This is a genomic window from Acinetobacter sp. 10FS3-1 (genome assembly GCF_013343215.1).
GTDB classification, from domain to species: domain Bacteria; phylum Pseudomonadota; class Gammaproteobacteria; order Pseudomonadales; family Moraxellaceae; genus Acinetobacter; species Acinetobacter lwoffii_C.
Genome location: NZ_CP039144.1, coordinates 266,049 through 287,005, shown reverse-complemented (window position 1 = coordinate 287,005; position 20,957 = coordinate 266,049). Strand labels below are relative to the sequence as shown.

The 20,957-nt window shown below is 40.4% G+C and carries 11 protein-coding genes; 2 read left to right on the top strand and 9 right to left on the bottom strand.

Annotation, left to right across the window (positions count from 1 at the left end):
• Nucleotides 1–96: 96 nt before the first annotated feature.
• From E5Y90_RS15400 to E5Y90_RS15365, 8 genes are all read right to left on the bottom strand, one after another.
• Nucleotides 97–807, bottom strand: coding sequence for a hypothetical protein (locus E5Y90_RS15400; RefSeq protein ID WP_163146370.1), 711 nt, complete (start codon nt 805–807; stop codon nt 97–99).
• A gap of 4 nt (nt 808–811) precedes the next feature.
• On the bottom strand, nt 812–1,852 hold the full coding sequence (locus tag E5Y90_RS15395) for a hypothetical protein (protein WP_174660638.1): 1,041 nt from the start codon (nt 1,850–1,852) through the stop codon (nt 812–814).
• Nucleotides 1,853–2,138: 286 nt separating this feature from the next.
• Nucleotides 2,139–2,894 carry a hypothetical protein gene (locus tag E5Y90_RS15390; protein ID WP_163146368.1) on the bottom strand — a complete coding sequence of 252 codons (756 nt, stop codon included), beginning with the start codon at nt 2,892–2,894 and terminating at the stop codon, nt 2,139–2,141.
• Nucleotides 2,895–3,286: 392 nt separating this feature from the next.
• The gene (locus E5Y90_RS15385) at nt 3,287–4,342 is read right to left on the bottom strand and encodes an RAMP superfamily CRISPR-associated protein (RefSeq protein WP_163146367.1); all 1,056 of its coding nucleotides are present in this window, start codon (nt 4,340–4,342) and stop codon (nt 3,287–3,289) included.
• Nucleotides 4,339–5,031, bottom strand: coding sequence for a hypothetical protein (locus tag E5Y90_RS15380; RefSeq protein WP_163146366.1), 693 nt, complete (start codon nt 5,029–5,031; stop codon nt 4,339–4,341). Before E5Y90_RS15380 ends, E5Y90_RS15385 begins: the two co-directional genes overlap by 4 nt.
• Before the next feature lie 16 nt (nt 5,032–5,047).
• The gene (locus tag E5Y90_RS15375; protein ID WP_163146365.1) at nt 5,048–5,722 is read right to left on the bottom strand and encodes a type I-E CRISPR-associated protein Cas6/Cse3/CasE; all 675 of its coding nucleotides are present in this window, start codon (nt 5,720–5,722) and stop codon (nt 5,048–5,050) included.
• A 68-nt stretch (nt 5,723–5,790) separates the two neighbouring features.
• Nucleotides 5,791–8,268, bottom strand: a complete 2,478-nt coding sequence (locus E5Y90_RS15370) for a hypothetical protein (protein ID WP_163146364.1) — start codon at nt 8,266–8,268, stop codon at nt 5,791–5,793.
• Nucleotides 8,269–8,628: 360 nt separating this feature from the next.
• Nucleotides 8,629–9,162 (bottom strand): hypothetical protein, encoded by a 534-nt coding sequence (locus tag E5Y90_RS15365; RefSeq protein WP_174660637.1) that lies wholly within the window; start codon nt 9,160–9,162, stop codon nt 8,629–8,631.
• Between the two features lie 1,529 nt (nt 9,163–10,691).
• Between E5Y90_RS15365 and E5Y90_RS15360 the strand changes: the two genes are divergently transcribed.
• Both E5Y90_RS15360 and E5Y90_RS15355 read left to right on the top strand, forming a co-directional pair.
• On the top strand, nt 10,692–12,491 hold the full coding sequence (locus tag E5Y90_RS15360; protein WP_163146362.1) for a hypothetical protein: 1,800 nt from the start codon (nt 10,692–10,694) through the stop codon (nt 12,489–12,491).
• 101 nt (nt 12,492–12,592) lie between these two features.
• On the top strand, nt 12,593–19,579 hold the full coding sequence (locus E5Y90_RS15355) for a strawberry notch C-terminal domain-containing protein (RefSeq protein ID WP_163146361.1): 6,987 nt from the start codon (nt 12,593–12,595) through the stop codon (nt 19,577–19,579).
• A gap of 230 nt (nt 19,580–19,809) precedes the next feature.
• Here the strand turns inward: E5Y90_RS15355 and E5Y90_RS15350 are convergent, their stop codons facing one another.
• On the bottom strand, nt 19,810–20,478 hold the full coding sequence (locus tag E5Y90_RS15350; protein WP_174660636.1) for a hypothetical protein: 669 nt from the start codon (nt 20,476–20,478) through the stop codon (nt 19,810–19,812).
• Nucleotides 20,479–20,957 lie beyond the last annotated feature (479 nt).

Below are 20,957 nucleotides of genomic sequence, written 5' to 3'. Positions count from 1 at the left end.
CATTTGTATCATCAAAACATGGCATTAGTCAATATTATAAAAGACTGAATGAATCAGTCCTTTAGTTGAGTTTTTTTAATTAAAAATTCTTAATTCTTACATGCTTATTCGCATTAAGACAATACTGTAATACCGATGATATGTAGTGGCATGAGACAGAAGATCATCTTTTAATTTTAGTATTGAATCTACGGCGTTTTGATCATCATTTTTTTTTGCAGATAATATCATTCTATCCAAAATTTTATTCAAACCATTATGCTGTGTATCAAGTTGAACAATATTGGCGTTTAACTCATGGATTATTTGTCTGGTTGCTTCTGCTGATTGTGCTTCCTGGTGAACATTCGCAAGACCGGCATCAACAATTTTTGCAATTGGGTGAACAATCAAACCTAGCACAATGATATTGACTACAAAAAGAATCATGGTTGTAATTGTGATCGGTAGAATCCAGTCAAAGACCATATTGTTATGTTTACTTGCATGGATAGCAGAAGCCAGGTCCGTCATTGGTGGGAATAATTTGCCAAAGTCGAATATCCCTGCATAAACAATTAGAGCTGCTGTCACCAGGCAGATCAAAAGCGAACATAAGATTCGTTTCACTAGATTTCGTTTAGTACGGCTCTCTACTAAGAGCTGTAGTTTCTCAATCTGAATATTATGACGGCGTTCATGCAGCTCTTTGACATTCTCAAGGTTCTGGATATCCCCTTTCAAAAAATCATTAACCGTTGTGTAGCGTCTTTTTAATTCATCGACAAGAGCATTAGCTTGAGAACTATTAAATTTTTGATCAGCCATAACCTTAGTAGTCCTCACGGTTCAAGTATGCTTCACGACCACGATAGTTCAGTTTCAGGAAATACGCGATAAAGAACAGAACACCACCGGTTGCAATCACAAAGAAATCTTTTACTGCATCCAGACGACGACCTAAGATCAGGTCTGCTTGACGATTAGCAACACAATCCTGGAACTGTTTAATATTGCTCATACTGGTTTGACAGAACTCGGCAAGCTGACGCATATACACAGGATTCTTCACATAGAAGTAGTTTTGCATACTTGAGATAGTGGTGAAGTCATTAAATAGGTTCCACGCTCCCAAAAAAATCATAATCGCAGCAATCACCATACCGATTCGGAAGTAACTCTCTGCTGACTCATCATCTGTTAGGGCTAACAACTTGTAGATTTTAAGCTGCATACCGAAGAAACGATCTTCATGGTCATGGCGTTGGTGATACCCGGTATTTTCACCTAATAGGTTTTCATCATCGGAATACACAAGATCATCTTCTGCTTGTTTGGCAGCTACAGGAGTTGGAGCCGGAACAGGCGTTTGAAGTTGAGCAAGCGGAGCCGGTTCAATATTCACTTGCGCTGCTGATGGTGTTACAGGTTCTTGAGCAGTTTTAGCAACTTCAATCGTTTGCGGTTGTTCCGGTGGAATGACTTGTGCATATTTAGCACCCATATTGAATAGGAAGCTTGATTTCGCTTCTTCTAGTACGGGAGCGACTTCTTCTACGGCGTTATTTTCCTGTGGAGTTTCCTCTACAGGCTGAATAGCCATAAAGTCGAGCTGCTTATTCACCAGATTACCGATCTGTTCTTCTACTTCATTTCGGGCTTGAGTAATGGTGTGCTTAATATCTTCTGGATAATGAAGTTCGAGGTACTTAAAAATGATGCTTTCTAATTCATTTTGCATCTGCGGTGAAACACTACCATGCAATGTAGCTTCACGAATTTCAGCACTCATATTTTGGACAACGTAATCTTGGATTTCTTTACGTTTTTCAGGGCTAAAAGACCTGATTAGGTTTTGGATATTCGCATTCATAAATTAGTTTTTTAAAAACCCTGGACAAGTGGTTTATTTTTTCAATTATAACAGTATTCAAATAAAGCTCGTCATATATTGATCAATTTATTGACTATTTTGCTTCTCATTAGTTTGGTTTTCTGTATATACAGAAAAAGATCACACAGTATTCAATTGATAGAATCTGATTATTCAGGCATAATATCTACATCAGCTTCTAAGTGTCTTAGCAAATCCATTTAGTTGCAGAGCAATACCCATAAAAAAAGAAGTCTATGACTTCTTTTTTTTTGCCTGAAATTTCTTATGAGCAAGTAACGCCTGGTGCTTGCTGACCTACAGCTATAAAGTTCCCACGCCCTTGAGCGATCTTGAAGTTTTCAGCTAAAGCCTGATCGCGTAAAAGAATACCCTGCATTTGAGCAATCACATTACCGGCTCCTGTACGAGCAGCACAAGTAACCGCAGTATTGTAGGTTTGCTGAATACTAGCTACGTTCATGTTCTTAGGGTCAGAGATCATTTGAGATACGGCAGCGATATAAGAAAAGCCGTAATTCTTTTGAGTGTTATTCAAAGACGGCGTATTCAATAGACTTACAGCATTAGGCATAGCGTTTTGGATTGCACGAGAAACAATTTCCTGGTTTGCGGTTTCATTCGCCACCTGGTTATTTTGATGTTGCTGCTGTGGGTTATATACCTGAGGTTTATGATTCTGGGTTTTAGGTGGTGGTGTCACCTGACCTTGATGTTGAGGTTGTTGTGGGTGATATTCCCCCGGTGCGATCTGAGGACGCGGTTGTACCGGAGCCGGATGTGTTTGGCTTGGTAAAGTTTGAACCTGAGTATGACCTTCTGCCTGAGCTAATGTTGAACCAGTTGCAACTTGAGCCTGTGAAGCCTGTTCAATTTGTGGAGCTTGAGCAGCTTGTGTTGATTGTGTTGATGACGCTGCTTGTGAAGGTTTCTTTGCTATCCAACTACTCATATCAGCCGATACGTTAGTGGTTATAGCAAAAGTTGAAATTGCGCTAACAGCTACAAATAACTTTTTCATTTTAGTATTCCAATTTAACTAATTTGGATTGTGTATATAAAGCCAAGTAATTTTAAGCAGTTTTGGTGTTTTGGGATAGGTAAATTACAGGCGAAAAAAAAGGAACAATTAACTTGTCCCTTTTTCCCGGCTTAACACCTTTTGAAAAACCCCCTGGAGGGATGATTTTCAAATACTTCTTACCCACTTTTGGGATGTGATTAACACTCTTTGAAGTAATAATTGCCTACCCACCTAAGGGAATATTGGGCTAGTGCCGTTTCAAATCATTTTTTGATTTATAACGGTAACTGCTTTCTATTATGCACAATAAATGTTTATTTTCCACCTCTAAAACAATAAAAATTTAAAAAAAAGCCCATAAATCAGGCGAGTTATGGGCTATTTTTTATTTAACGAAATTTGCCGTAACTTGTACATTTTTCAGCAATGATTTTGGAAATAGTTTCTATATTAAAATTCTCTTTTTTCAGCAGCTTTTGGAGTTTTTCAATATCGTCATTGGCTTTTAGATAAAACCCTTCCTTTTGATTAAAACCGATCACACCAATATGTTTACGAGTTACATCAAATAGGGTTTCGCTATATATATCCCACTCAAATTCGATCTGACCATAACCCTGCCCGACCTTTCCACCAATAGGATGTTTGGATGCAGTGAATATAGACCAGACAAAAAATATAAAGTCTTTTTCAGAAGGATTATTTAGACGCATGGAGTGTTTAAGCACTACATTTTCGGCTAATGCCACTGTGTTATTTACTTTACGATGTGGACCTACACCTCTCTCGGCTTTTTCTAACTCACTCATTTTCGTTTCAAGACTTTTAATCGACTTTTGAATGAGTTTTTCTAGGTTTGGGTCAATGTCTGGCTTATTGAGTTTGGCTTGTAGAGCCTTAATCTCATTTTTGGTATCGCTCTTAATATCAGCCGATGCCACTTTCGCCAGTAATATTGAATCCAGTTCTGAAATTGTAGATGGGTCGATCTGTTGAAGTACATGCGGGTCGCTTTTCAGGATATTGGTACTACTTGAGCTGCCAATCTGAATCACGGCATCCTTCTTATTCGCTACGGCGTTATTCACGACCAGACGACCACCAGAAAGCCAACGTCCAAATACTGCAAAAAATGGATTCTGTTCTTTGAGATTACGGTTAATTTTCTTACGTTCCATCTGGGAAACTTTAGAAAGCTGATTGTGCACATCCAGACCTAAGCCCATAAAGTGATGTTCTGCCACATCGAAACTTTGCCCCTGGTGATTTGCCATAGCAGCAATTGCATTATGGACAGAGTGACGCAGCCAACCACGAATTGTTGAGCTTTGGATGATCGGCAGACCTTCCATGCTGTGCGGGAACACATTGTTCTTATTCGGGAGCTGCACAGTGAACGGTGTAACTGTCGTGATATTGCCTTCAAAACTTAAAATAGTGTTCATTTGCCAAATCCTTTTTTATTGCCTTTCTTCTTCACGTTGTTGAATGGGAGTGTATAGATCAATCGTTTCGGGATAATCACAGACGACTTGGATTGGGTATGGTATGGCGGTGAATAACGACCATAATCTTTATAACCATCCACTCGTTTGATCTGATCTGGTGTTAATCCGATATCTTTGACGACACGCATTAAACGACCATCAGAAATTACACTCTGGTCACGTTTAAGCTGAACAAAAGAGATCGAAGCGATTTCTCCAAACCCGGTATTGGTTAAACGACCAACGCCATGAATTTTCTTTAATAGAGCTTCGGCTTTCTCTTTGTCACAGGTGGCATTAAAAAATGCAGTTTTGGTAGCAATGGCATGAACTGATGCCATTTTGGTTTCACCCATTACTTTGTCATTGGTCCAGGCTTGCATATCCATGAGATTATCAATCATGGTGTCTGACTTGGACGTAACACCGCAACGAATGTATTTAGGCTTATCCTGAAAATACATAGCTGAACACAGATAAGTATCATCTTGCTTTTCTAAAACGGTATCCAGGATATCCAGAATTTCGTCATCGTTATCTATGAACTCACTTAGGAACCAGTAGAACAATGAATCCAGATGCAAAGGAAATTTGCCAGGAACAATGGGTGTCCTCATGGTGAGTGCAATACGGTATGGTTGGAACATACTCACCTCCTAAGTCTTATGACTTTAATTTCTCGATACGCAACATGCCAAAGCCCCACGTTTTACGACGACCAATTCCATTCTGGTAAGCGGTCAATAAAAGCTGTGGGTCGGTAACGGTTGCAGTGACACGAACTTCGTAGCTGAGAAGCGTTAAAGTCTGCCTGTTCTTGCGGAAGTAAATAGTTCGATTTTCGTTTTCAGTAAATTCGACCCTATCAAACTCAATACCGGTAGTTGAAAGCATGCGGGTGGCATACTCAAGCTTTTCGATATCGGAAAGGTACTTGCGGGGTAAAACCTCATATTCACCAAGTTCATTTTTTTTGAATGATCGACGGCGTTCATACACCGCAGGGAAATTAACGACAATTTCTACCTGGTCCAAAGGTTTCAGCTCAAAATAGGATTCTTTGTAATGCAGAGTGTTTGGCTTACAGCTCAGACGCGCAAAAATATAATCATCCAGTTCGACAAACTGGACCTTACGCTCTGAGATATTTTTTTCATCGGTAGGCTTGGTGAGCCATTTATTGACAGAGTTCTTTTTGTTCAGCTCGGCTGATTCAATCAGGCTATCTTGAACAAGAACCTTAAATAAGCTTTCGTGTGCATAGCAAACCTTCCCGCGCTGTTTTCTGAACGCGATTAGAAATGCTGAGAACACACATCCTTGCAGAATATTGTTCATCAAAAAAGACCATTTTTAAAACAAGCTGATTCTTTTCCACATCAGGCTTGCCGTCACATCACTGACGATTATTCTGTAAATGGGTATGCTACGCATTGCCCTCTAAGAGAATAAAATTCCTTCATAGAAACTTTCTTCTCAGTTTTGACCGCTTCGGCTAATTGCACGAATAGACCTCTCGTAAACATACGCTGTTCTGGTGAAATCTCAGAAGATTCAAAAAGAATCTCGGCTGTTTTCTCTACCATAAAGGCGTAAACAGAAGCCTGGTCATTACGCTGTTTGTAGGTTCCGTGGAACTTGAACAACGTCTGGAACACAATATTTAACTTTTCACGATACAAGTCAATATATTTTACATTTCTGCTTTGGAATTGCTTGTTGTCGTGTTCAATGATGTTAAGAATCGCTGTTAGATTGAACAAATCATAGAACAATGAATTGGCATCAGACTGATGATCGTCATTCATGTGTTCCAGATAATCATTCACCCAAACATAGTGATCTGTATTGCCGTTTACCGGCTGCAAGTGCTCAACCAGATTGTCACTATTGATGATGAACGTCTCTAAACCTTCCAGATCAAAATCATCACGGTTTATTTCCATGCTGACTTCATTCTCGCTATACGCTTCCCACTGAGCATCTTCAACTACAGGAGGTGGTGCAGAGAAGTTTGCCGGCGCATCAATGCGGTAATCAGTTTCCAGATTTTCAGCCTGTTCAGCCGTTGCCTGAGCAACTTCGTCTGCCATTCGGTCAGCATCCGAAAGAATATGCTCTTTAGGAAATACGATTACATTGTTTTTCGATACTGGAACTGGTGGTTCCAATGATTCAGGTGGAACCACTTGGGTATTTTCTTCTACTAAATCTGTATCCGTCTGACCCTTAGCTTCTTTCGCTTTTAGTTTCTCAGCTTCAATTTTTGCATTGTACTCGTCCAAAAGTTTTTTCTCTTTTGCAGAGAGCTTAGGCATCGTAACTTTAGATGGGTCTTTAGGTGGACGACCACGTTTTTTAGAGTGGACAATCTGAGCTGCCGGGCTTGAGAAAATCTTGGTTGCAGATTCACCTACAACAACCTTCTTCACCAGACGCGAATGTGAGCTGTAAGGATTTTCAATAAACATGGATGCTGCCAGTTCTTGCCAGTATTTTTGTAGGTCATCAGACAAGAATCGGCTGATCTGGGTTTCAACAGTCAAGTGGTCATATTTTTTAGAAAGACCAACTTTCTTTTGAGCACCAATAAACTTGCTATAGGCTGCATCAATACGAGCGCAAAGCTGCTCCACTGTACAGTAACGAATACAGCTAAAGATCAGCCAGTCATTTTTGAAGTTGCTGACATTGGTGGTCGCTTTGATGTGCTTCAAGATGGCTTTATGTGAATCAAGGAATGACCGCTTGATCACCACGTTAAATTTGATTAGTTTTTTCTTCAAACCACCTGGGGTTTTGATAGAACGTGTAGAAATATCTACGCTGTATTCGCAACCCGGCGTTTTACTCAGGTCGGCAACAACTTTACGGATTTTATCTCGGACAAAGTGAGCATCATTATCGGCATAGTGCGAATCCTGGATTACGCCCATAAACCGCTTGAGGTCATCTAATGAGTATTCAAAACTTGAGTGCTCACGCAAGACCGAATTGTTATAAATATTCGACTTGATAAACAGGTACATTTGGCGAAGGTTGTTACGTTGTGGCAAGAAATGTAAGAAGTGCCAGTCAATGCGCGTGTATGGCATGATCTGTCTGAGTTTACCGCCATCTTTCATTTCGCTCATTAGCATCAACAGCAATTTACGAAACTCTGCGCCAATCGTAAAACCTAAAAATTCTTTCTTGTCATGCTGCCAGTAGAAACAGTTTTCAAAAGCGTTAATTTCTACAGAATGTTCATCAAGGTCTTTCTCTTGACCCACAAAGGTTGTCAAAAGATTGATCTGCTCGCCTTTTACCTTATCCGTCTCACGGTTGAAGTATAAACGGAAGCAGAAAGTACGCAGTTCACTGGTAGCGCGACCAAATTTATCAGCTTCAAAGTCCTCAGAAATAGACCCGAAGTTCAATAGGGTGCGAACAAGTTGATATGGTAGGAAGAAGTAATTTTTTTCTACTGGATTTGTAGCAATGACCGCCTTAACCGCATCACTTGTAGGCGCGTGATCTTTTAAAGTTTTGGCTAATTTGTCAGTGTAGTTTTCAATCTGGTGATAGACTTGCGCAATCATAGCCACAACTAACGGTAGGCTATCTTGTTTTAATTGCTGAAAGCTATTGAGAACAATATTCGGTACAGAGATCGCAGCCTTGTCAAACTGTTTAGCGGATTCTTGATTTGATTTGAGACGCTGATTCAGCAAAAGAGGATTTTGCTCATAAACGGTCTGGAAAGCATAAGTATGAACGCTCTCCAAAGATAAGACTTTCTTTTGTTCTGCATTGGCAATCTCAGAAGCCACTCGTTCTAAATCTAAAACGACTTCTTGAGGTTTAGCTTCTGCAAGACCGCGTACTACAGCTTGCTTTAACATAATTATTTCCTGACCCGGATTCTCTCAGTAGACCATTAAGTAGGTGTCCAGCCCACAAAACGTCTTTTTTAACTAAGATCGCCAGATATATTCACACATACGATATTTCATAAAATAGAGATGATTTCACATGCGCTAGACCAGTCGCAATGTAGTTACTTTCTCTCAATTTCTTACGATGTTCTTACATCACGGATAGTTATAGCAAATAAAAAATAAAAAGTGGAGTAGGAAATATATAAAAAACTCCATTTTCCATCGAAAAATATGGGTTTTTACAAAAATATTGCTGTTTTGAGTGATTTGTATATACAGAATAAAAAAAGGCGGGAATCCCCACCTCTTATTTTCAAATCTGGATTAAGCAGTAGCGACTACCGAAGCATCAATGTCGAGCATGCTGTTTTGACCACCAACCACGTATTGAGAACGCGCAATATTGCGGATTTTTTCAATGTCTTGCGGGTTTGAATAGCTCTTTTGGGTATTTTCCACCAGGACACGGTAAAGTGTTTGTTGGAAATCTGGGTCCATACCACAAAAGCTACTAGCCAATGTCATAGCAAACTTCATTTCACCGCTTGTATATTGGCGTGTGCTCAAGGCATTAAACGTGCGGTAGAAACGAAACGGTAAACGTCGAACTTCATGCACGATTGATACTTTAAGAAGAGCTTTTAAAACTACTTCATAAGTATCTTTAGACATTTGCAGACCGGTTGCTTGGCACATTTCATCCCAAGTAAATTCGTTGTAGTTAGATTCATTGTCTAACATGCGTTGATACAGGTAGTTCCAGATCACAACACTCTCAAGGTATTTAAAACCCCGAATAACGTAATCTCTACCGTTGATCTTACAACGAATATCTTTTTTGACTTGCACATTGTCCACGCTGTACGCATTTGACAGTTCATAAGGTGAAGCAAGTGGGCTTTGTTCTCCCCCCGCTCCGTAGCTACTACTAGATGCTGCAAGGGAAGAAAACAACATAAGTTGTGTCATGTTCTTTTCCTGTTTCCTGTCTGTAAAGACAGTTGATCTGCCTAATTGTTTTTATAATACTAAAATTAAACTAAAAAAACAATTTTGTTAAAATAATTTTGTAACTAACAAATAAGTGTAAAACCATACAAATCAATAACTTAAATAATTCATAAAACCAATAATACTAAATTTCCGATATATTACTAAATAAATACACAAAAATAGGCGTGTTTAGAATAAAAGCTCTTAAATAAAACTACTATTTAAAATAGTTTTCTTTTCATGTATTAATAATACGTTTTCAAATTTAAAGCCCATAGAGTTATCCACAAAAATAAATTTAAAATCATATTTATATATACTTTTAAATTTATATGTATATCGACTGAAAGAGTGGCTTGAGAAAAATAGTGTAGTGCATTTTGCTATGTAAAACATTAACTTATAAGTGTTTTGGAGTAGAGGGCTTATCCACAGGAATTTACAAGCCTTCACTCCAAAATTAGCAAGCCTTCACTCCAAAAGAGTGTTCTAAGCCTTGTCTGATAAGGGTTTAAGCATTGCATGAATTAAATTTGAATTATTTGAATGATCATGTAAAAAGGCTCGATAATTAAGGTGTATGATCTGGCTTCTAGCCCAAGTATTTTCGCGCTATTCACGCTTTTTCAACAACTTAGAAATTCTGTGGATAAGTATGCTGATATAAACTCAAAATGGAGCAGAGGGTTTGCAAATTTAAGCCAAAACTACGGTGTTATGAAAAACCATAAAAAACCCTCTTCTCCATTTTTTCAGAGCCTTCTCTCCAAAAAATCATCATAAGGCTTGATATACGTGGATTACAGATCGAACAAAGATACATAAATCATATAGGGTGTATAAATGATAGTGAGAAGTTGATGAAATATTTGTCACTCTTTTTTTATTATTCAAATAAACAAATCAAACTAACAAATAAATAATCTGGTTTATATAATATCAAATCTAAATATTAATATAAACACATTAATCAATATTAATGAAAGAATTAATAATATCTCTATTATAACCAAGTTTATATATTTACGAGATAGTCTCTCTAACTGACAAGTTCAAATACCGCAGTTTGTTTTTCAGAAGGTACAGTAAACATATTCACTATCAATTAGACCAACAATGCTTGTAACCCTATCAACAGCAGCTTTTCCTTTGTGAAATGTTTTTACTGTTATAAATCAAAAAATGAATGAGCTTATTTTGACTACCCTTCCCTCTTTTAAATCTATGCTCTTTCTCTTTAAAACAAAGCTTTTCTATAATTTTTCATAAATTGAGTTTTTCCGCTAAATCCTGTATTTTTAAACGGCGTAAGCATGTTGAGTATTTAACCAACACCCACTGAAAAATAAAAAATTTCAGCTCACTGTTTTGAATGCTGAAATGAGGTTTAACCTATGGCTAAGAATGATTTTGTAAAACCTCTTGATCATCGTAAGTCTGAAATACAACGTCTGATTGTCAGCGTGAATGAGTTTTATAAACACGATGGCGACGATGTGACTTATGTGCACGGTATTGAGGTTCGCACCAAAACCCCTGTTCGTATTCGCTTATCCTCTCTGGAAGAACTTAGTGAGAATAACAACAAACTCAAAAGCACCTACTTTGGCAACAAGACCCCAGAAGAACAGATGGACTTAGTTCGTGGTCGCCGATCTCGTCAAAGTATGGAACGTCTTTCAAACAATGATTCTGTTGGTATTCGGAATGCCGAATTTCCTGACCGTGGACGTATTCTGGCATTTGATAAATGCCGTTTGAAGGAAGATGAAAACTTAGGGAAATACATGGCATTTACGGCTGACCGCGTGAATGAAATGTCTGGTGAACTGAGTGCTCAGGTCGTACATGGTTTGACTACCGTTAAAATGCAGCCATACATGAAGAATGGTGAAAAGCATCTTTACGCATCAGCGATCATTCTCGATAACGCCCACCGTTTACAGGCTCCTGATTCTTTAAAACTAGAACCGGCTCAAGCCCAAGCTGTTGCAGTTCAAAACTTGCAAGCCTTGTTATCAGGTTTGAATAATAAATCTGAATCTCAAGACGTAAAAATGCCTTTTGCTCGTCTGAATATCCGAAACATGGAAACTGGCAAGGTTCAAGGTTCGTTCCCCCTACTCCCCTCTCTGGAAACAGCAAAGCATGAGGACGTAGTTCAGGACCATAAGCCTGATACGATGCAAAAATACAAAGGAACCTCGAAAGAAGCTAAAAAAACTACAGTCAGCTATAAGGTTGCTGCTGACCCACAGGATAGTATTGCTGATCTATTGGCATGTAAGGACTACACAAGCCAACAGTTCATTGAGAAGTACGGAAACAACGCGACTTTTGCTCAACTTGAAAGCAATACGGATATGCGCTCTGCGTACCGTAATGTGCTTAAACAGGATGTAGCACGTATCATTGTTTCATCACTGATCGGTGCTAAATCTATTCCTACGGTCACAACTCAGCAGTTGAACCCACATGAGCACAAATCACTGCGGAACCTATATGCAGGTCTAAAAAACGGCAACTACACTGCTGAACTGTTCTCTGGTCAAACAATTAACCTGGGTTCTCGTTATACAGAGACGTTTGCAACCAAGTATCTGAACGACAATGCACCGCAATCTTCATTCCGTGATATTACCAATACCAAAGTGGACTTTGTTCGCGGTAAAGGAATTGATGGTATTGAAGAGCCAGATCGTAAACCTCGTGGCGGTAATTTCCACAAGCTAACTTATGATTTTATTCTTAATGCAGATGACAATGCCTTGAACCTGGTAACAAGCTATGCGAAGCCAGTGTTTACCCCGGCGTATGTCGCAGTACAGCCGTTGTCAAAACTTTCAACTGACAACCTGATTGCGGTCAACATTGAAACTCAAGAATTGGCTCGTTCTCATGCTATGAAAAAATCTCTGGCAATGAGCGATCTGACAGTTGAGTTCGTCAATGAGCATAAAACCAATGTTTATCGCCCTTCAAATCTGAATGAATTTGAATACGACAAACTTGAAAACGTCAAAGACCTGTATCTGGCTCAACGTCAAGCAGCAGAAGTTCAACGCGAAATGTCGAATGATGTAAAAGCTCCGGCGGTTCCAAGCCTGAATGACACACTTCAAATGCAGCGTGAAAAGGAAAAACAATCCCAAAACCAAGTGCAGCACGACGATTCGCCTATGCACTCGATTTAACTGTTAAAAATGAAGAAATTGTGCTAAAAAATGAAGCTGTATTTTTTCGGAAGTACAGCTTTTTTTACGTGCCGTGAGCCGTATTTGAGATAGAGATAAAAATGACGACTGAATCCGAAGTTAAAATGAAGTGGATTGATATGTCGAGCGCGGGAATTTATCTGTTCCCTCAGACGCTTGCCAATCAGAAAAAAGTTCTACTTCTCCTTGATTGCAATAAAATTCTATCTGCTGAAAGCCTTGCTACTTATGGGTTTGAGCGCGTTTATATAGAAAACCAAGACCAATTAACTGAACGCCTGTATATGCGGGATAAGAGTTCTGGAAGTATTCAACCTAATATCTTCGTCAAGGTCGGTGTATCGCATCAGATTATCCGTATCATCAGCGCAAGTCAGGAATATCTCACTGAACAGTTCACTACACAGTTCTCACGCTATACAAAATTTAGCCTATCCCAATTACTGAATACTAAGACCCCGCTTGGGCGTAACAGTCTGGGCGATATGGTTTACGCATCACCATTTGGTCGTTTTGCGGTGAATGAAGAAACCGGTACGATCTCAGTTGAAAAACGCGATATCAAAGGGAATATCATCAGTGACCCTCGCTTCTTACGTGCCAAATTGCGCGGTGAAGTGTATAGCTGCATTCAGGGATTCTTAGACTACAAAATCGAGCAGAAGAAGAACATCAGTAATGCTGATCTGGTGAGCTATACAGCTTTAATCACCCAGAAAGGCAATGCGTCTTTCGATGTTTCTCAAGTAACGTCTACTCAATTGGACTTGGTGCAAGATGCCCTGGAAATGGCGGTCGTTGCCAAGTATTCCATCCTTGATATGACTTCAAAAGAACATTTCGATGTTGCAGTACAGGTCTTTGAACAACTGCCAATTCGTAATCTAACGAATAACGTGGTGTTGAGCCTACAACAGATTACTACCCCGCTCCCTCTGGCTTTCATTGGTCAACGCCTGTTGGTTGATCAAGAGCAGCTTGAGGACCCTGATACTCAATTTTCTTTACTGGAACCTAGTCTGGGGCATGCAAGTCTTGTTGCCATGCTTTCAGCGCATAAGAACATAGATATTTTCGGTTTTGAGATTGATAACCACCGTTTGTCTCGTCTGCAAAAAACCGACCTGATCAAATCCATCCAGGTGTATTCGGGCGATTCCAAAGAAATCAATTTTATTGAGCATAACGGTTCCAAGCTATTTGACTTCGTAATCTCGAATCTGCCATGTGACCGTATTGAACGTACTGAGATTGGTAGACTACGCAGCCACCCGAATGAAACCTTCAAAACAACTCGCCTAGATTATTTGTTGCTGTTCCGGGCTTTGACAAGCCGTGAAGATGAAGGACGTTCTGTATTCTTCTTCTCGACTGACGCACCAATCAGCCACGGCGAGATTAAGGCATCAACTCAACTGATGCTGTACTACCTGTATGAGAACTATCATGTTGATGACTTGGTAGAAGTCAGTGGCGAGCTATATGCGCGTCAGGGCGCAAAGTACAACATCCGTATTCTGGTTGTTGGAAAGAAACGTGATGTACCAATCGCTGACCGTGATCTGTTAATTAAACTGGTTCCTACTCAGCTTAAATTCTTCAACGACTATCAAGACCTATGGCTGTGGTCTAGCCGTCTGATTGAAAAACGCTATGGTGAAGAAGAATTTGATCTGACCAAAGCCAAACAGATCAATGTCTACGGCGATTCAGAGACGAATCAAAACTTTAATGATCGCTATGTCCATGATCTCAATGATGATGAATCATTGGAACAAGTCGCTACCATCACACCGATTATTAGCCCAGATCAGCGCGAGATCGAGGATTACGACGATTCAACGCTACAAAACATCATGGGTAATGATGCCGAAGAAGCTGCTGCACAACAGGCGATTCAACCTAAGAATCAACCTGAGAAGGTTATCCCGGATGTATTCGCAACTGACGATCTCGATGACGATATTGACTTACTGGCAGACAAGGACGATGAAGCTAATGGATTTGCTGTAGGTAAAACATCACGCGAAGATGCGTTTGATACGATTGCTGCCACAGAAGAAAAACCGGTTGAGAAAACTGGTAATCCGTTCTTTGATGAAGAAACGGATGAAACTGATGGGCCAGGCGAGGACTTCAAATTTGAAGATGACGATGCTCCACCACCGGACGACGACTTTGACCCTGCTGCACTAGATAATGACTTTGACCCTGCTGATCTAAAAGGACCAGGGGAATCAACTGGTACTGGTGGTTTTGGCTCCGGCTCCACAGATAAGCAATTTTCTTATACTGAATCTCTGGATGATCAAGAGGACAAAGAAGAGAGCATTTCTACAGCGAAAGAAAGCACATCAACAGGCTCTACATCAACTGTAGTTGGCTCTTCTACAGTGATAGTCGTTGAAGAAGATGGTGAAGCGACTGAAACTGCTGCGGAACCTACCGAAGAATCAACTCCGGCTATCCCTGTATTCGGTTTTGATGAAGAAGAAATTGATCTGGAAGCGTTAGAGACCAGTGAAGTCACAGAGGAAATTGTAGAAGAATCTCCTACGACTGAATTGTTCACTGAGGAAACTGAAACTACTGCTGAAACCACGGATACAGAGGACAAACCGGAAGCTGAACCGGAAGCTGAGACAGACGATAAATCAACTGTAATTGAGACGGATAAAGAAATTGTCCGTGTCGTGGGTGATACCAACAAGCCAAGCTCTACGATCATCAAGTCTCTGGATGAAGCGGTACTGTACGAAGAAAACAACTACCAACAGAAATACATTTCAGAATCACGAGTATCTGAAACTATTTCAATGATTCCGAAAAACTTGGCTCCATCATTCTATCGAGCGCGTGATGCCCTGGTTGAATATCTGGAATTATCAACTCAGTCTGAAATTCAAGAAACCCTGACTGATGAAACTGGTACTGAACGTATTTTTGTTGGCTCCAACCGTTTCTACAACAAAGACTTTGCTGAATACGTTGAACGCACAAACTTCCAAAGCATGATTGATGCTTATGTCGGGTACATGCTGCAATACGAGTCTCACGAAGAACTTGCTGAATGCTTCGCGTGTGAACAGGTAGATGCACTGGCACTGGCTATTTCACAACATAAGTCTAACCGTGCGATCTGGATTGGCGACCAAACCGGTTTAGGTAAAGGTCGTGTAGCTGCGGGTCTATTACGGTATGCGAAACTGCAAGGTCTACGCCCTGCCTTCTTCACACTGAATGCTCAGTTGTTTGGTGATATCTGGCGCGATATTACAGCGATCAAGGCTGACAAGCTGTTTACTAATCCATTTATTTTTAATGCAAACGCAAGTATCAGTGAGTTTGGTACAACTAACGAGCTGTTTAAAGGCACGAACATTCCGAAAAGTCTGGACAAAATCTCAGACAAGCATGACCTAGTGTTGGCGACCTACTCTCAATTTGGTAAACCAGGTCAAAAGCCTGACTTGCTGATTGATGCGGTAGATGAAAATACATTCCTGGTACTGGATGAATCTCATAAGGCTGCCGGTGAAAAATCGCATATCAACAAGATTTTCACCCAAATCATCGGCAAGGCAAGCTCTCTGGCATATTCGTCTGCGACCGGTATTAAAACTGCGAACAACCTGCCGTTCTATTACCGCCTGTTCCCTGCATCAATTAGCCGTGAGGTCATTATGACCACGCTCAAAGACGCAGATGAAGCGGTACTTGAACTGGTATCACACAACTTGTCTATGGATGGCTGTCTGGTCCGTCGTGAACAGGACTTGTCAAAAATCGAGTTTGTGACACCGGAGCCAAACAAGGAATATAACGAATACGTTTATCAGCTCTCTGATGCGTTATCAGCAATTCTGCTCGATATGAACGAGTTGTCTACAAGCCTGATGGATGATCTGAACGATCACTTTGTTGATGCCGGCGACCCTGAACAGTTCATCGTTAATATGTTCCGTAAAGAACATCCAAACGCAAAGTTTAATTTTGATGATGCGAAGCTCGGCTTGAAAGTGAACATGCTTAATTTCGCTTCACGTTTATACGATGTGCAACGTCAGTTCCTATTGGCGATCAAGACTGGTTCCGCGATTGAGACTGCGATTAACTGCCTGAACAGTGGCAAGAAGCCTGTAATCAGTCTTGAAAGTACCGGTGAAGCTGTATTTAACCGTCTGATGGCTTACAAGCTGAATACCCCAGACGAAAAAGGTCAAACACTGGCTGATCTGGAAAGTGAAATTGCTCGTCTACAGATGCAAATTAAGCATGCAGAAGAAAGTGACAAAGTAACGACCAAGCTGCAAAAAGAACTTGATGAATACGTGAATCGTCGTAGTGAACGTATTAAAGAATATCTGTCTGACTTTGATCATCCACCGCTATTCAAAGAAATTCTGTTGATGATGCTCGACAACATGAATAAAGCGAAGATCACAGACCAGGACGGCAACTACATTGAACTGGTCGTGGGTGATGGCAACCCTGTTTATGATGAACAACGTGAGCTGATTCGTAAGAAGATCAATGACTATCCTGATCTGCCGTTCATGCCTATCGACATTATGCGTAATGAAATCCGTAAAGCCGGATATACGATTGATGAAATCGCGGGTACTACTGTTCGTTTATTGCAAAACCATGAAACCGGTCGTTGGCATGCTGAAACACGAAAGAGCAATGATATTGGCGACCGTGTACGCATTGTTGCTGACTTCCAAAGCGGTAAACTGGATGCCCTGATCATTACTCGTTCTGGCTCCACTGGTATTTCCCTGCATGCTCTGGAAAGCAAGAACCCGGACATTCCATCCGACCACTTGCGTCAGCGTGTTTTGATTGTGGCACAGCTTCCTTTAGAAATTGTGGAGTTCATGCAAACTCTGGGTCGTGTTGATCGTCGTGGTCAGTATAGTTCACCTCAGATCATCACCCTGTCCTCATGTATCCCTGCGGAAAACCGCATTAACATGATGCACATGCGCAAACTGGCACTGTTATCAGCGAACACTACGTCTAACCGTGAATCTCGCTATAAAGAGACGGATGACATGCCTGACATGCTGAATGAAGTCGGCAACAAGGTATGTATCGACTACTTGACTGAAAACCCTGAAATCGCTGCTACATTCGATATCGACATGAGCGACGACAAGGATAAGAAAAATGAGCGTGATAAGAGCAAGTACATCAACAAACTGCTCTCAAAACTCATTATGGTTCCAATCCATCAGCAAGAAATGATCTTCCAGGACTTGTCAGCTAAGTTCAACGAATACGTGAAAGAACTAGAAGCTGCCGGTCGTAACCCGCTACGTGTACAAGTGCTAAACTGGAAAGCCAAAGACCTGAGTGTGCATCAGCTTAAACGTGGTGCGCTCGATGTGTCTGTACGCAACCACTTTGGTCTTGAAACTGCATTTGACCATGAGCTGACCTACAAACAAGTGGGCTACAGTCAGGACATGCGCCCAATCCGTACCCATAAGTTCCCTGAAATCTACAAGGAAAGTGAAGAAGCAATGCTGAAACAGCTTGCGGTACTGCTTTGTAAGGAGCCTGATCAAGTTACTCACCTGTCTACAGCAATTCTTGAATATGCAGACAAATTAGATGCGCTGATTGTTGAAAAATATGTAGCAAGCTGCCGTAGCTCAGTGATCAATGCAGAAGGTGAATTTATCATCCTGGCGGGTAAAGAAACTGCTCGTTTAGTTCAGGAATACTTCAAGCGTGATACGGACCCAAATAATCATCGTGACTTGAACATCAAAGCGACTAAGCAATCTATCCGTGATGCTCTGGAAGTCATCAACAACCAGAAATTAATTGAATCTTTTGAGAATGCGCAACTGATTATCAAAACACTGAAAGACTTTGCTCGTTGTTACCGTTCAGAAGATGCCGATACAGCGAACCGTCATGGTCTGGTACTGCCAATGTACTGCCCGACCCTAGATGGCGAAAGCATGATTGCCGGTGGTGTTCTGGCGCGTATCTTCTTCCCGCCGATTCGTACCAACTCACTTATTCCTAGTGCATTCAAAATGGATGTGATTTTCCCAGGCGAAGATGAACTGGTACAAGTCAGCCTGTCTTACCTGTTCTCACAATCAAGTGCTGTAGTTCAAAGCTGCAAGTATGTGGAACCAAGTAAGGACGCTAAAGAGATTCGACTACAGATCATGGATAAACGTGCTGCGAAGGATAAACAGCGTGAATACGATGAACCTAAACAACCGGTCTACATGGTCTATTACAACATTGAGGACACACAAGAGACGCTGCTTAAAACAAGTTTCGACAGCGCACATGAAGGTCGTGTGAACCGTACTGCAAACATTGTGACTGGCAACCTGTTCAAAGCTAAAACGCTGATGGATAAGAACGTACCTCACTGCTCGGTGATCTATACGAATCAGTATGGTATCCGTGAGCGTGGCTTCCTGGTATCACCGAAATTCACCTATGCAGCTCTTGAAGATTCGATCTACCGTACTGCAACCACGGAGCAAATCAGTGTTTATCTGGACGCTCTCAAAGAGCATGCTGTGAATTATGAGCAATATCCGAAGATTGTATTTAATGCACGTAATACGAGCGTAACGATTGAGTTCCAAAGCCAAGTGAATGCAACCATGACTTTGAAAGGCGCAAGCTCTGAAATCAATCGCTTCTTAGAAGATGACACGATCTTCAAAACAGAAATGATTGATAAGCCAAACTCACTGAATATCATGATCTCTGGTGATGTGATTGCGCGTGGTGCACGTACCTTGCGTATTGCGAAAGTCAATTGGAATAACCTACCGAAGCTCATTAACCTGATGGGTGAGAATGGTCACTTTATCAATGCTGAGATTAGTCATTTCCATCCAAAACCTCTGCAAACCGCACGAGAAAGACTAGACAAGATGCTGAACAAGGATTTTGCGATCTTGTCTAAGAATCACATCGTCAGTGGCGGTACTGGTGGCAGCAAACTAGAGGAAGTGAAGCAAAGTGAAGATGGTGTCACTGATGCACTGGTGAACAATGTGGAAAGCTTGTTTACCACCTGATCTGTTTATACTGTAGAAACAAGAAACGCTTAATTAATTTAAGCGTTTTTTTATTGAGCCTGTTTATAAAAAAATAGAAAAGTTAATCCTGAAATTTAGCTTAAACATAATTATATCAATGCTTATTGATATAAAAAGACAACTATAAAAATAGGAAAATATTTTTATAGTAAAATATAAAAATAGTTTTATAGGAAACTAGGACAATGGGTTTATATAAAAATATAAACCTATTTTTTTCTGACCTTAGCTGAAAGCGGTTTAAAGCATGAGAAGTGACTAATATTGATTTCAGCAAGGTTATAGCGAACCCTGTCCGGGGTATTTAGTTTTTCGTCATAGTACACATTCAGACTTTGAATAAACTTCAACAGATTCTCTTTCAGATTAATTAACTCGCTAACAAAATCATTCAAGCTAAAAGTAAAAGCACTCCATTGAGGTGATTTTGCATCATCCTCTTTTGCTTTTGGCTTCACTTCTGGTTCATTCAGGGTCAGTTCTACCCGCAAATTAAAATTACGATACTTGTCATATCCAAAGAACACTCTGGTATAGATGGTCGATAGCGGATTTAACAGAGTGGCATTTTTTTTCAGGAATTGTGCGATAGCTTCTTCAATAGACCGTTGATCATCATTCAGCATTGCATAAGCCTGCCGCATTTGCTTCATGCGAGTTTCGGCAAGTCTGCGTAATTCTGGCTTGTAGATAATCGGTAGGCTATCGCGGTCGTGCCATGCAAACAAGGTCTGACGACTTAGTTTCCCGCCCTGTTTGTTTTTTAGTTGTTCGCAGATTTGAGACTGCCAGTTTTTTCCAAACAACCCTAATCCGATCAGTTCAATTTCAGAAGTCTTTACAGCATTTTGCTGATTCAGTTTGATCATGTTCCCCACGGCGATTTTCCATGCCCTATAAAACTGACTATGTATTTTGCATACATTTGTCTGCATTTAAACAACTATTTGCTTATGTGAAAAACTGGATAGGCGCAACCCCATTAGTGCAGAAATAGATAAAGCCAAACTTCAACCTGGTAAAAAATTTTTACTACGGCGTGAACTCTCCGGGAATACCGGATAGTTGCTTTAGGTAGGTGAACAAGGAAGGAATACTGCTTAGTTGGTTTAAGCAAGGTTAATCAAGCCTGATAACCAACTGATTTACAGTTAAAAAAACATAGATAAACAAGGAGTTGTTTAAGCAAACCAAACACTCTGCCCTAGTAAAAAAATTTAACTACCCCAAGACAGCAACAAAAAATCCATTTTTCTTTTATTAAATTCATTGAGAAACCTGTTAATAAATTAATACCTTATTTATTGATTTGTCACGGATAAAGTCGTCGCAAAGTTAGGCGAAATAAGGTATACAG

Excerpts from the sequence above, each read along its gene's own strand:
- E5Y90_RS15390 (WP_163146368.1), bottom strand. The coding sequence starts at position 2,894 with ATGAAAAAGTTATTTGTAGCTGTTAGCGCAATTTCAACTTTTGCTATA.
- E5Y90_RS15395 (WP_174660638.1), bottom strand. The coding sequence starts at position 1,852 with ATGAATGCGAATATCCAAAACCTAATCAGGTCTTTTAGCCCTGAAAAA.
- E5Y90_RS15375 (WP_163146365.1), bottom strand. The coding sequence starts at position 5,722 with ATGAACAATATTCTGCAAGGATGTGTGTTCTCAGCATTTCTAATCGCG.
- E5Y90_RS15370 (WP_163146364.1), bottom strand. The coding sequence starts at position 8,268 with ATGTTAAAGCAAGCTGTAGTACGCGGTCTTGCAGAAGCTAAACCTCAA.
- E5Y90_RS15355 (WP_163146361.1), top strand. The coding sequence starts at position 12,593 with ATGACGACTGAATCCGAAGTTAAAATGAAGTGGATTGATATGTCGAGC.
- E5Y90_RS15385 (WP_163146367.1), bottom strand. The coding sequence starts at position 4,342 with ATGAACACTATTTTAAGTTTTGAAGGCAATATCACGACAGTTACACCG.
- E5Y90_RS15380 (WP_163146366.1), bottom strand. The coding sequence starts at position 5,031 with ATGTTCCAACCATACCGTATTGCACTCACCATGAGGACACCCATTGTT.
- E5Y90_RS15360 (WP_163146362.1), top strand. The coding sequence starts at position 10,692 with ATGGCTAAGAATGATTTTGTAAAACCTCTTGATCATCGTAAGTCTGAA.
- E5Y90_RS15400 (WP_163146370.1), bottom strand. The coding sequence starts at position 807 with ATGGCTGATCAAAAATTTAATAGTTCTCAAGCTAATGCTCTTGTCGAT.